Source organism: Chromatiales bacterium, from assembly GCA_020445605.1.
Classification (GTDB): Bacteria; Pseudomonadota; Gammaproteobacteria; order JAGRGH01; family JAGRGH01; genus JAGRGH01.
The window spans coordinates 1-12837 of sequence record JAGRGH010000063.1; the positions used below are offsets into that span (position 1 = coordinate 1).

Below are 12837 nucleotides of genomic sequence, written 5' to 3' on the forward strand. Positions count from 1 at the left end.
CGAATACTCGAAACTACCCGGGAGAATCTGCTGATCGAACGACACCGGGATCATCTTCATCTGCCCGTAGTCGTAATCCTTGTATCTGGCCATCCGCCCGCCCCTCGAATCGCTGATTTTTATGGCCGATTTCACCAGTACCGGGGTTTTCCGACAGCCTCAATGCCAAGGTAAGCGGCGTTCAGCATGGAGCGACTGCTCGGGGAAAAATGGCGAAACCATGCCCGAGCAGGCGCGGAGTGCTGAACGTCCGAGCGAGCTTGCGAGCGACTTGACCGCCTTGTATGGTCGCTTGTTATAAACAAATTTCAATCAAAAGACCTCATTTGATCTATCGTTCTGTTTAGCAACTCAAGTTTTTGGTATTGATCTGCCAAAATCAGCTTTATTTTTTTTACCTCCGTTTTCATGGCCAGATATTCTTCATACTCTGAGGATTCGGCTCCTTTGTATATTTCTCTGAATTTGATATCAAATCCGTCCATTCGATTCTTGAGATGTTGTTGCTCTCTAATTGCTTCGCTTATGTTTATTGTGTGTTGCTCAACGGTGTTTTCGAATGCAGAGATTCTGTTCTCCAAGTGATAATTGATGAAACCGAAAACTAAAGACACAATGGTAATCGGAACAGCAGTGATGTTAAATTTCCCTTCCATTGTCTTATTCCTTTTCTTTCTTGTCCTGATCCGCATTCAATTCGTCGATCATTTGCTTTGTCTCCTGGGAAATCGATTGCCATTCCTGATTTTTTAAATCCAATATTCTCTCGTATCGCGTCTGGCGCTTATCTAAATCGTTTATCTTTTGATCGTGCTCGATCAATTGTCTTTCGTGACGCTTTACGGTTGTATCGATGCTCCTTACTTCTTCTTGCAAAAGCTTATGTTGTTTCGTCAGGCTGTAGTATTGCTGTTTTACTGCTTTCATCTCCGAGGTGTTTGCCTTTCCTTCTACTTGGAGTTGAAGAATTCTATTTTCAAGTCGGAGCTTTTCATTTTCCAGGGCAAACATATTATTGGTTATTGCTTCGATTGCCCGTTCGTTTCTGTTGCTTCTCTCCTCCGAAACGCCTATTGATCGATAAGTCGAACATGAGCACATGCTCAATGCCACGACACCAATAAGAACTGAGCGCCCAACGTTGTCCATTAGCACTTCCTCCAAGTCTTTGCGTATAACGCGTTGTTAAGGGGCGCGGAGCCGCATCGCGGCGGAGCGTCCCAGTGAGCGAAGCGAACGACTTGAACAAATTGTTAGAGCATTACATATACTCATAGAGAATATCCTTAGGTAGTTCGCTCTTCTCGCCATTTGGTAGGACACGAAAACCAACGGCAGCCACACTGGCAATTTTGACAAGAAGAAAGTTCCTTCCTGGAATGTACATTTGTAAGATTACATCCATTCCCTCAGCTTTATTCATGACTTTGTATACCGAAACCCTTGAGCCTCTAGAGTCACCAACAATCGCTTCTGTTGATTCAGGCGGTAAATCGTTTAGCTCTTCATCGCTCTTAGCCACTAATTCCTTATATCTTTTCTCAATTTCGGCAACATCCGCTGCCTCATTGATCTGCGTCCATATTTCCATGATTGCTATTTCGCTCTAACAGTTATTAGAAGACAAAGTGTCCATAAGCATTCCGGGCACGGGTGTCCATAAGCATTCCGCGGCAGCGGGTGCCGCCTTGCAAGTATGCCGCATAACCCACTGTTTTTAAATCTTTAGTCCGGCTGGCGGCGCCATCGGCAACGACCTCGTCTGGCGTACTTATGGACACTTTGCTCCCTAACCCACCTTGACAAAAAGGACACCCCGACATACTGTCTATACATACAGTACTCAGGAGATTGGCATGGGAGCCTCCCCGTTCATGGATTCGGTCCGCGCCGCCGCGCGGTTTCGCGGGTTCAGCTATCGCACTGAACAAACTTACCTGCATTGGTTTCGCCGCTTCATCCGGTTTCACGGCATGCGTCACCCGCGGGAGATGGCCGAGCCGGAGGTTACGGCTTTTTTGACCGACCTGGCCGTTCGCCGCAACGTTTCCCCGAGCACCCAGAACCTGGCCCTGTGCGCACTGGTGTTCCTGTACCGGCATGTCATCGGTCGGCCGATCGAGGGCATTCAGGCCAGTCGGGCTACGAAATTCGCGCGGATTCCGGTCGTGCTCAACCCCGAGGAGGTTAACGCACTGCTGGCGCAGCTTTCGGGCGCTCAGCGGCTTGCAGCGAGCCTCATGTATGGCTCGGGCCTGCGGTTGATGGAATGCCTGAGGCTGCGAGTCAAGGACATCGATTTCGAACATCGCGCGATCATTGTTCGCGACGGCAAGGGCGGCAAGGACCGTGTCACCACGCTCGCGGATCGCCTGATCGCGCCCCTGAACGAACAGCTCGCGGCAGCCCGTCGGCTGGTCAATGAGGACCGATCGGCCGGCGTCGCGGGCGTATATCTGCCCAATGCGCTGGATCGCAAATACCCGAGCGCCGGTGTTTCGTGGGGCTGGCAGTTCGTATTTCCGGCTCAGAACCTTGCGCGCGACGCCCGCAGTGGCATCGTCCGGCGTCATCATCTGTATTCGAAAACGATGCAGCGGGCCGTGCGCCGTGCGGCCCTTGCCGCCCACATTCAGAAGCGAGCCACCTGCCACACGCTGCGCCACAGCTTTGCGACGCATCTGCTGGAGCGAGGGGCGGATATCCGCACGGTGCAGGAACAACTCGGCCACGCGGACCTGAAGACCACGCAGATCTACACGCAGGTGCTTGGCCGGGGTGGAAATGCGGTGCGCAGCCCGTTGGATTCGATGGGGTCTATGGCGAGCCCCGCAGGCACGCAAGCGGGTGGCCGGCCGAATGGCGCGACGCGGTTCTGGCCCTGATTGTCCTGTGCCCCCGGCCTGATCCACAGGCGTCGCTCCCGTGTGGCAAATGTTTCTGCCTGTCCCCGGGAAGGGAACCTAGCACGGGTTTGGGACGACGACAAGAACAGGGCGTCCGGCGCGGTGCGCTGGGCGACCGGTAAGCTGCCGCCGGGCCGACCACCGGAGGCGCCACGCGTAGTGTGAACAGGCCCTAGTACGGAACCTTGATCCTGGCGAGTTCTTCGGTGGTGATTTCCCTCGACCGCTTCAGCGTCCAGGCGCCTTCGCCAACCCAGGCCTTGAACAGACCGAGATTGAGCTTGCGCTCTTGCTCATCGCTGCCCAGATACTGGTACATGTTGCCGGGTTTGCCATCACCTTTGGTCTGGCCGTCATCCAGCCGGCGCATGATGGCTCCGGTATCCGGCCAGCCGACGTAAAAGATCAGGTCGGCATAAGTGTCCATGCGCGGGCCCTTCATCGCCTTTTTGAACTGTTCCTTGTCGGCCTTGAATTCCCCCAGGTAAGGCGATTGCGCGTCGTGGCAGGCAGCGCATTTCTGCTGCCACAACGGTCGAATGTCGCCTCGATAGGTGGTCTCGGTGGCGCTGGCAGAGGTGGCCAGTAACGCAATCAAAGTCACGGTGAATGAGCGAGAGCCGATGTTCATGATCCCCTCCGTTTCAGGGTTTGCAAGTGCGATTCTGGTTCGTCACAAGAACCCCGGTCATGACCTGAATCATCGCTTTCATCGGCATGCCGGCCGTTCAGCACGCTCGGCGACAATCATCGACCGCCGCGTTGTCACAACCATGCCGCGCAATGCCCTTGCGGCATTGCGCCTGCGAAACGACCCTGGATCAGTCGGTCACGATCGTCGTGTCGGGCTTGCCCTTTTCGAAGATGCCGAACGTGACGGCCTTGAACGGCATGTCCTTGCTCGGATTGACCGCCTGATGCACCACCCCGCCTGGAAGGTGCACGGTCTCGCCCTTGTGCAGCGTGACCTTGCCTCTGCCGGCGATATCCAGGGTCAGCGTGCCATCGGCCAGGTAGATGAACTCATCACCCGGATGAAAGTGCTTCTTGCCGACCAGCCCAGGCGCGCCGTCCACGGTCAGCACGATGGCCTCGTATCCGGGCGCGGTTTGCAGATCAGTCTTCGACAGTATCGTGCGTTGCTGCTTTTGTCCCAGCACGCCAGCGGCCTGAGGTTTTCCCTGCGACGGCGTTTCGGCATGTGCCGCGCCAAGGAAACAGACCAGGGCAACCGGAACAAGGATCGACTTTTTCATGATCGTTCTCCCAGCCACGTGGCAGAAACGGGCCGCCACGATCGCCCACCGAGCCACCCTGGGGTTTCCAGGGATTCAAGAAAGAGGCTATGCCGCGCGCGGCGGCACGATGTCGTCGAACGTACCGGGTGCAACCGGCGCCATCCCGCGTGCGGCGCGTGCCTGGTCGCAGCGCGGGTTCGGCACGCCGTCTTCCCAGGCGACCTTGAAGTCACGACACGGGCTCGCGCGGTCCGCATAGATGCCGCAGGCCACCCGTTCGCCGATCGTGCCCTCTAGGGCGATGCATCGCGGCGTCCTGCCGTTCGTGCCCCGCATGGCCACCAGATGCGGGGTGACGGGTTCGGTCAGGTGTTCCGGAACCGTACCGCCTGGAGCCGCACGGGTTTCCAGCCAGTGAAACGAGGCGCGAAAGTGCGCGCAGCACGCGCCGCAGGACTGACAGACCTGGCTTGGGGTCGGGGGCAGAAAATTCATGGAACAACACTCGATTCACACTGCGATCAGCGGCGGGTGGCCGCGCCGGGCGGTCCGGTTCCCGGAACCGGGCCACAAGCGAGGAATCGGGCTATTTGTTCTGGATCAGGCAGGGCGCGGGCCGCGCACGCAACGCGCAGCGCAGACGCCGCCACCGCAGACGCACGCTGCTGTCGCGCAGATGATTCCTGGAGGTTGGAACGACGTCAGGCACGGTCGCGCACCATCGCCGCAGCGTTAGACAGGGAATGCCGGAAAGATCGAAACGGGTGTGGCCCGGCCACCGGACCCGCGTGCTGCTCACACTACGCGCGTGCCGAATTGCGCGTCAATGCCGCCGGACAGTGGGCTCGGTTCTGCCCTTTTGCCGGCCCCGCCGCGGCAGAAACATCGCGCCGATGCGTCGCCAGTGTTCGCGGGAATTCGGCACCACCAGCACCGCGCGAATGGCGTAGCCCAGCGCCCTGAACCAGTGGCCGTGGTCGCGAAAGCCGTTCGCGGCGTTGGCGAACTGACGCGCGAGCGTCCAGCGCAGCCGCGGGCGGATCATGCGAAACCCGGGCTGTGCCAGCGCGTGCAGCGTCACGCGCCAGCCCTGATCGAGACCGCGCAGACCGGCGGTCATCGACCCGGCATGCCGGCGCAGGTGCAGCGAGATGGCATCCTGATAGACGAGCTTTTCGCCGAGGGCGAGCTTCAGCCACAGCAGCCAGTCCTCGCCGTAACGAAACCGGGTATCGAAGCCGCCGGCCTTCGCCAGCGCATCGCGGTGGATCAGCATCGCACCGAGGCGCAGGAACGGCGGCCCGCCGAGTTCGAGTTCCGGGTCCTGGATGCGCGTGCCGGTCGCGGAATTACGCCGGCTGCCGATACGGTTGCGCAGCGGGTTCTCGGGCTCGGTCAGAGTATCGTTTAGCGCATCCCAGTCCGCATGACGCCCTGCAATCCAGCGCACGCCGTCGAACCCCTGTGCAACCTGGAAGCGCTGGGCCAGCGAGGCCTGCGGCCAGCGGTCATCGGCATCCAGAAACGCCAGCCACTCGCCGCGGGCCTGCGCGATACCGGCATTGCGCGCCCCTGCGGGGCCCGGCCGTTGATCACTCTGGATCACCCGAACGCGCGCGTCCGCGAGGTCCGATAACACGCCGAGCGTGGCGGGATCGTCGCTTCGATCATCGACGACGATCACCTCGAACGCCGGCGCATCGCGCTGCGCGAAGATGGAATTCAGTGCGTCGTTGAGCAGCACACCGGCGTTGTGCACCGGGACGATGACCGAGACGACCGGCGCGCTGCCGGTTCGCGACGCCGGGCTTTCACGCTCGCCCGCGGGGCTCGAACGATCCGCCGCCTGCTGGGCATCGACCGGCGGCTCGAGGGGATTGGACATGACGCCTAGGGTAGCCGGAAACTCCGGCACCCCGCGACCGGTTCGGCGTTACGGCGTCGCGTGCAGACGGCGCGAGGCTCCGTGCCCCGCCCCGTTCGATCGCCATCCCTGGCGAACCGGTTCACCAACTGTCAGTCATGAAACAGCTCGTTCTCGTGGCACTGGGCGCAGCCGATCTGCGTACCCTTCGGCACGTCGATGTACTTCGCGCCGCTGCCGCACAGCGAACCGCTCTTCTCCTTGCACTCGAGACGACGATTGGTGGCAGTGCGCGACAGCACCGTGCCCTCGCCGTTCTGTCCGTGGCAACCCTGGCACGCGGCCGGCCCCTGCTTTTCCAGAACCTCCTTGTGCTTGTCGTTCCAGCGCTGATCCGGGCCGTTGAAATCCGCGATCGGATGCATGCCATGCGGTCCCTTGAGGTTCAGCGGCAGCCCCGTGGAGGTCGGCTCGTGACAGGTCGTGCACTCGATGAGCGTGCCGGTATGGCCCTGCAAGTCGAGCGCCGCGACGTTGTCGTTCGCGAGCGAACCCACCGCGGCGCCGTTCGGGCCGTTGACCGGCCAGATGGCATGCGTGGAACCATGACAGCCCTCGCACATGACCCCGCCGTGACCGCTGCTCAGGCGATACAGGCTCGCGTTCTCGGCGAATCGCGAAGCCGCCGCTTCAATCGGCGTTGCGGCCAGGTCGTTGCTGAGAAACGCCTGCGCGAGTCGGATGCCGTCGGCGGCCGCGATCGTGTGCGGTGTGCCGACGAGGTTCGACATCGCATCACCGGTATGGCACGACTGGCACTTCGGTTCATGCGCCCAGGGCACGCGCTTGGTGAGGTCTGCACCGGCCAGCAGCGGGAAACCGCCCGTGAAGTCGTCTCCGACCTGCTGCATGTTGCCGTGGCAGTCCTGACAGACCAGCCCGCCGGCGAACATCGCGCCGCGCAGACACTGCGTGCGCTTGCCCGGATGGCACTGGTAGCAGGTCTCCTCCAGCACGGACTCCACGAAGTCGTTGATCGCCGTCAGACCGTTCTCCATGCGCTGCGGGTCGTTCGGCGGCGGCATCTCCGGAAACAGATCGCCGAACTGGCCGTGGTGACCATGCATCGCGCGCGACATCGAGATGTGCCGAGTCTGCTGACGACCGCCCTCACCCTGTTCCGGCTCGTCGACCGGGCCGACCTGCGCAAGATCCAGTGCCGGCGAGTAATGACACTGCGAACACTGCACGGGCGTGCGGTTCGCAAGGCATGAAGGCTCGGCGCCCGTATTGCACGGGGTCGGCGCTCCGTCGACGCTGGAGGTGTATGCAGCACCGTTCTTGGCATCGTGCAGCCGCAGGATGTTCAGCTTCGCGGCATTCTGCAGGGGCTCCGGCCCCGGCGCATCGGACACGCGTGCGATCACGAACGACGTGCTCGCGAAGTTCGTCGCCGCGCCGTTGCCGGCATCGGCCGTGTCCGCGTGGCAGTTCTGACAGTCGGCTTCCGATGCGACCGGCAGAACGATATCCAGCGAGGCCAGCGACGCACCTGTGCTGGACGCATCCACACCCTTGGCGACCGCGTCGATGCGCATCATCGGATACGCGTTCTCACGCCCGCTGTCATCCACCGGCAGCAACGGAATGCCGTCGGCGGCGAACCAGTTGACATCCGACAGCACGGCGCCGAACGGAAAGCCCGCGAAGAACGGCAGGTTTGCGTCGAAGCGATCGAACACCTGCGGCACGTTCGCGTTGTACGGATCGGTCGTGAACGGATCGTGTGAGATGGCGCTGACATGAGCCTGCTGCGAAGGTGCGAGTGCCGGCAATTCAACCGGGTCCGGTACCGGCAGACCCAGATCGAGCGCAATCGGCTCGAACAGGTCCAGCACGCTCGGACACGGACCGGCCGTCGGGTCGCAGAGCCCGAGTTTGTCCTGCCCCGGATACAGGCTCCGATAGGCCAGACCGCCCAGCGTGGAACCGCCGGCGACATCCCAGAAGTTGGTTTTGAACACATCCGGCGGTGCATTCGCGCCGGTCGTGTTGATGGAACCCATGCCGACGGGATCCAGCGGATTGGTCGTCGCCGTGTAGTACACGTCGATCTCGGCGCCGGTGACGATGCGCGGCAGAGCACTGCTGCTGCCACGCTCGATCACCTGCGCATGCACGCTATTGAACGGCGGCAGGATGCTGAAAATCTGGAAGTCCTTGTCGGTGCAGTGCATGCCCAGGTCATTCGCGCCGAGCACGCGCAGCGGTCCGTCTGGCGGCGGCGGGAACGTGCCGGTGCCGCCACCGCTGGAACTGCTGCTCGAACTGCCACCCGAACTGGTGCTGGAACCGCCGCTGGAGCTGCTTGAGCCGGAGCCTGAACTGCCTCCGGAGCTGCTCGAACTGCTGCTCGAACCACCGCCGGAGCTGCCGGACGAACCGCCGCCCGCGGTAGGCCCGCAGTTCGACGGCGCGTTTTCGACATCGCGTTCCACGCTGCCGCCACCGCTGCGCTCGACGCGCACGCGACACGGCACCGGGCTCGGGTCGGAGACTCGCAGCGTCCATTCCTCATCGCGCAGGCGTCGCGAACCGAGCACCTGATCGTGATCTGCGGCGTTGACGACCGTCAGCCGATCACCCTCCTCGGCACGCACACGCACGCTCAGCCGCGCCTCGTCCGCGCGCCATTGCGCACTGCGGATACGCAGATCGTCATCGCCGTACGCAACGCCGGCCGCGGCCAGCGAAAGCACCGACGCGATCATGCCCGAAATCAGAACACGCTTTGATTTTTGGTGATTCTTGACCATGCTGTCTCTCCTGTACCCGTGCATACCCATGCCACGTCGCACCGCGCGGGTCGACGCCTCTGCGGACACAGGCTGAACAGACGCGCAACCTTAATTCATGAACCAATCCACACAATTCACAGGTTTTTGTGAATATGTGACAAACTTGGTGTGCTTAAGAAAATTCGACTCGTGCGCGAGTCACCACTGTGTCGCGTTCGGCGCACACGCACTCCATGACGACCGTGATCCGTCCATGGGCTGGACGTCCGCGGTACGCTTTCATACGCTTTGCGCTGCAACCCCAGCCAGACGGGTGTCACGTCGATGACCGAAAACCTGCTCGAACGCCACGTACGCACGCGCGATCCACACATCCCGCAGCAGATCGATGCGCTGATCGAACTCGCCGGCGGCGGGTCGTCGGAGAACTTCGATCTGTATCGCGAACTGCTGCGCTCCGCCGTGCAGCTGATCGCCGAGAACGCGACGCGCTGGGACGCGAAGATCGCCACCGCCGCGCTCTCCGAAATGGTCAACGGGTTTGGCTGGCTGCGCCGCTTCGAGCGCCGGCGCAAGTGTTCGGTGTTCGGCTCCGCGCGCACGCAGCCGGGCGAGCCCGATTACACGCTCGCGACCGAGATCGGCCGGCGGCTTGCGCAGGAAGGCTTCATGGTCATCACCGGCGCGGGCGCCGGCGCGATGCAGGCCGCCAACGAGGGGGCTGGCCCCGACGACAGCCTCGGCTTCAACATCACCCTGCCTTTCGAACAGGAACCGAACCGCGTCATGGCCGATCGTCCGGGGCTGATGGCGTTCCGGTTTTTCTTCACGCGCAAGCTGTTCTTCATCAAGGAATCGGACGCGATCATCGTCCTGCCCGGCGGCTTCGGCACGGCCGACGAACTGTTCGAGGCGCTGACCCTGATGCAGACGGGCAAGACGCCGATCGTGCCGATCGTGCTGATCGATCACGACCACAGCGGCTACTGGGACGACTGGTTGAGGTTCGTGGAGGGCCGCATGCGTGACGGCGGCTACATCTCGAAGTCCGACACCTCGCTGTATCGCATCGCGCACGATGCCGAAAGCGCGATCGCGCTGATCTGCCGGTTCTATTCGAACTACCACTCCATGCGCTGGATCGACAATGAACTGCGGTTGCGCATCGCGCAGCCGCTGGAACCGGAGAAGATCGAGGCGCTGAACCGGGAGTTCGCCGACATCATCAAGCGCGGCGCAATCGTGCAGGCCGGCCCGCATGAGGAAGAGCAGGACGAACCCGAACTGCTGTCCATGTCACGGCTGGCGTTCGAGTTCGACCGCCGCGGCTACGGCCGGCTGCGCGAACTCATCGCCGAGCTGAACAACGGCGCGCTGGCGGCGCATTGCACGACTAACCCACTTCAAACGAGGTGATGCCAAACATCCGCTCGCGCGGGAGCGGCGGTTCGGCGCCCGCGTACATGCGCGCGGTCTGAAACACCGGCCGCATGCCGTGGGACTCGGCCAGCGAAACGGCCGCCCGGTTGACCTCGGGCACATCCAGATAGATCGCCGAACCCGCCGGCACGCGTGCCGCGAGCGCGCGGAACAGCGCATCGGCGCCGCCCGGGCGGTCGGCATACAGCGGCCCGATCTTGGAGCCGGTGCGGCACGGGCGGATCACGCCATAGCCGGCCAGCGAGTCGCCCGCACGCAGGCCGAGCGCGACGGCGCCGGGCTGGGTGATCCAGTGGCGCAGGAACGCACGGCGCTCGGCCGGAAAAAACGCCCGGTCGTATTCCATGACCGCTCCTACGGGTAGCGTGGACAGCTCGATCACGTTCGGGTCCGGCGCGAGATCGGCCTCGGCCTGCCCCTCGTATCGAGCGTTGTTGAACGCGAGCGCGAAGCCGGACTTGCGGTAGTTGTCCTGCTGCGCCACGACCCCGTCCAGGCCGACCGTGCAGCCCTCCAGATGGCGCAGCGCCGCGTTCCAGATGGCGATCCCCAACCCGCGACCGCGCTCGGCGGGCCTGACGATGTAAAAGCCCATGAAACCGAAGTCGCCATAGCGAACCGCGGAGATGGTCGCGACCGGTTCGCCGTGCAGACGCCCGATCAGAAACCCGGACGGGTCGGCCCGGTAATACGCTTCGGCGTCGCCCAGACCGGGGTTCCAGCCCTCGGCCGCAGCCCAGTCCACGGCGATGTCGACCTCGGCGCGCGAGGCGGTGCTGATCTGATAGTCGGATGTTGTGTTCATAATGCCCCCGTGCAGTGGATGGGTCCGCTACGCGGCCCTGGCCCTGTACCCGCGCGTCGCACGCGACGATAATCTGCCCGCCGCACACGAACACAAGAATCTCCATGCACGAATTTACCCTGCTGCGCGACATCGCGCTGGGCATCATCTTCGCCGCCGCGCTGGCGCACATCGCCCAGCGCATCCGCCAGCCCCTGCTGCTCGGCTACATCGCCGCCGGCATCCTGCTCGGCCCGAACCTGGGCCTGGGGCTGGTCCACAGCGAGGAAAGCATCGAACTGATCTCCGAGATCGGCCTGATCCTGCTCCTGTTCATCATCGGGCTCGAGATCGATCTGCGCGAACTCAAGCGCCTGGGCAAGACCATGTTCGGGCTCGCGGTCGGCCAGTTCGCCGTCAACGTCGGGCTGGGGCTCGGCTTCTTCGCGCTGCTCGGCTTCGCCTGGGGCGGCGGCCAGTTCGACCTGCTGTACCTCGCCGTCGTCACCTCGCTGAGTTCGACGCTGATCGTCGTCAAGCTCCTGCGCGACAAGTACGAACTGAAGCTCCTGGCCGGCAAGCTCACGCTGGGCGTGCTGGTCATGCAGGACGTCTGGGCGATCCTGTTCCTCGCATTGCAGCCGAACCTCGCCGACCCCGGCGTGCTGCAGATCGCCAAGTCCATCGGCAGCGGCCTGCTGCTGGTGGTCGCGGCGTTCGCGGTGAGCCGCTATGTGCTTGGCCCTCTGCTGGATGCCACGGCCTCGTGGCCGGAACTCGTGCTGGTGTCGGTCATCGGCTGGTGCTTCGCGGTGTCCGGTTCAGCCGAATACCTGGGCCTGTCGCGCGAGATGGGCGCCCTGATTGCCGGCCTCAGTATCGCGACGTTTCCGTATGCGGCGGACGTCATTTCGAAGGTCTCCGGCGTACGCGACTTCTTCGTCACGCTGTTCTTCGTGGCGCTGGGCATGAAGATTCCGGTGCCGAACGCAGACCTGATCAGCACTGCGGCGCTGATCGCCGGTTTCGTCATGCTGAGCCGCCTGATCGCGGTCGTGCCGGTGGCGCGCATGCTCGGCAACGAATGGCAGCCGTCCATGGTCACGGGTCTGAACCTTGCGCAGCTCAGCGAGTTCTCGCTGGTGATCGTCTCGCTGGGCGCGGCATTCGGACACGTCTCCGAGGAGACCGCGTCACTGATCCTCATGGCGATGATCCTGACCTCGCTGATTTCTCCCTACATCATCAACGGCAACGATGCGATCGCCCGCTGGCTGCTGCGCCCGGTGGTTGGTGACGGCGTGCCCGATGACGAGGACGCGCCACCGTCGACGCACGCCGAAGGGCCGCGGCGCGAGGTCGTTCTGCTCGGACACTTCCGCATTGCCGAGGCCGTGCTCGACATCATCGAGAAGGATGCCCCGCAGCTCAAGGACAAGGTCACGGTCGTGAGCGCGGACACGCGCTCGGGAAGGGCAATTCAGGCGCGCGGCTTCCGCTGGGCCTATGCAGACCTCGCGCACCCGGATGCACTGGAGCATCTCGGCATCGCCGAGGCAAAGGTCATCATCACGACCATCTCGGATACCTTCCTGCGCGGCACGAACACCCGCGCGCTCGCGAGCCAGCTACGCCGGCTCGCACCCAACGCCACGCTGGTGATGACCGGCGAGGAACAGACCGACCACGACGAACTGCTCACGGCCGGGGCGAACCAGGTGCTGGTGCCGGGACGCATCACGGGCGAGCGCATCGTGGAAGTGCTGCACGCGAACGGCTATCGCTGACGGCGGCGGGCAGAAAGAAG

Annotated in this window: 12 protein-coding genes; 3 read left to right on the plus strand and 9 right to left on the minus strand. The window is 62.6% G+C overall.

The window, feature by feature from the left end:
- Positions 1 to 308: 308 nt before the first annotated feature.
- The 3 genes from KDG50_15360 to KDG50_15370 form a co-directional block, all read right to left on the minus strand.
- The gene (locus KDG50_15360; protein ID MCB1866795.1) at positions 309 to 656 is read right to left on the minus strand and encodes a hypothetical protein; all 348 of its coding nucleotides are present in this window, start codon (positions 654 to 656) and stop codon (positions 309 to 311) included.
- A gap of 4 nt (positions 657 to 660) precedes the next feature.
- Positions 661 to 1149 carry a DUF4472 domain-containing protein gene (locus tag KDG50_15365; GenBank protein ID MCB1866796.1) on the minus strand — a complete coding sequence of 163 codons (489 nt, stop codon included), beginning with the start codon at positions 1147 to 1149 and terminating at the stop codon, positions 661 to 663.
- A gap of 112 nt (positions 1150 to 1261) precedes the next feature.
- A complete protein-coding gene (locus KDG50_15370; GenBank protein MCB1866797.1) occupies positions 1262 to 1591 on the minus strand; it encodes a hypothetical protein in 330 nt (109 codons plus the stop codon).
- A 265-nt stretch (positions 1592 to 1856) separates the two neighbouring features.
- Here KDG50_15370 and KDG50_15375 point away from each other — a divergent pair, with 265 nt between their 5' ends.
- Entirely contained in the window at positions 1857 to 2885 is a 1029-nt protein-coding gene (locus KDG50_15375) for an integron integrase (protein ID MCB1866798.1), read from the plus strand.
- Positions 2886 to 3078: 193 nt separating this feature from the next.
- Here the strand turns inward: KDG50_15375 and KDG50_15380 are convergent, their stop codons facing one another.
- From KDG50_15380 to KDG50_15400, 5 genes are all read right to left on the minus strand, one after another.
- Positions 3079 to 3537: a cytochrome C gene (locus KDG50_15380; GenBank protein MCB1866799.1), complete on the minus strand. Its 459-nt coding sequence runs from the start codon at positions 3535 to 3537 to the stop codon at positions 3079 to 3081.
- A 190-nt stretch (positions 3538 to 3727) separates the two neighbouring features.
- Positions 3728 to 4162: a cupin domain-containing protein gene (locus tag KDG50_15385; protein MCB1866800.1), complete on the minus strand. Its 435-nt coding sequence runs from the start codon at positions 4160 to 4162 to the stop codon at positions 3728 to 3730.
- An 87-nt stretch (positions 4163 to 4249) separates the two neighbouring features.
- Positions 4250 to 4639 carry a YkgJ family cysteine cluster protein gene (locus KDG50_15390; GenBank protein ID MCB1866801.1) on the minus strand — a complete coding sequence of 130 codons (390 nt, stop codon included), beginning with the start codon at positions 4637 to 4639 and terminating at the stop codon, positions 4250 to 4252.
- A gap of 328 nt (positions 4640 to 4967) precedes the next feature.
- Complete coding sequence (locus KDG50_15395) at positions 4968 to 6029, minus strand: glycosyltransferase family 2 protein (GenBank protein ID MCB1866802.1); 1062 nt, start codon at positions 6027 to 6029, stop codon at positions 4968 to 4970.
- A 131-nt stretch (positions 6030 to 6160) separates the two neighbouring features.
- Positions 6161 to 8779 carry a hypothetical protein gene (locus KDG50_15400; GenBank protein ID MCB1866803.1) on the minus strand — a complete coding sequence of 873 codons (2619 nt, stop codon included), beginning with the start codon at positions 8777 to 8779 and terminating at the stop codon, positions 6161 to 6163.
- Between the two features lie 351 nt (positions 8780 to 9130).
- On the opposite strand from KDG50_15400, the gene KDG50_15405 reads away from it, so the two are divergent.
- Complete coding sequence (locus tag KDG50_15405; GenBank protein MCB1866804.1) at positions 9131 to 10222, plus strand: TIGR00730 family Rossman fold protein; 1092 nt, start codon at positions 9131 to 9133, stop codon at positions 10220 to 10222.
- Here the strand turns inward: KDG50_15405 and KDG50_15410 are convergent.
- The gene (locus KDG50_15410; GenBank protein ID MCB1866805.1) at positions 10200 to 11051 is read right to left on the minus strand and encodes a GNAT family N-acetyltransferase; all 852 of its coding nucleotides are present in this window, start codon (positions 11049 to 11051) and stop codon (positions 10200 to 10202) included. The two genes, KDG50_15405 and KDG50_15410, sit on opposite strands and share 23 nt — an antisense overlap.
- Before the next feature lie 104 nt (positions 11052 to 11155).
- On the opposite strand from KDG50_15410, the gene KDG50_15415 reads away from it, so the two are divergent.
- On the plus strand, positions 11156 to 12817 hold the full coding sequence (locus KDG50_15415) for a cation:proton antiporter (GenBank protein MCB1866806.1): 1662 nt from the start codon (positions 11156 to 11158) through the stop codon (positions 12815 to 12817).
- Positions 12818 to 12837: the final 20 nt, after the last annotated feature.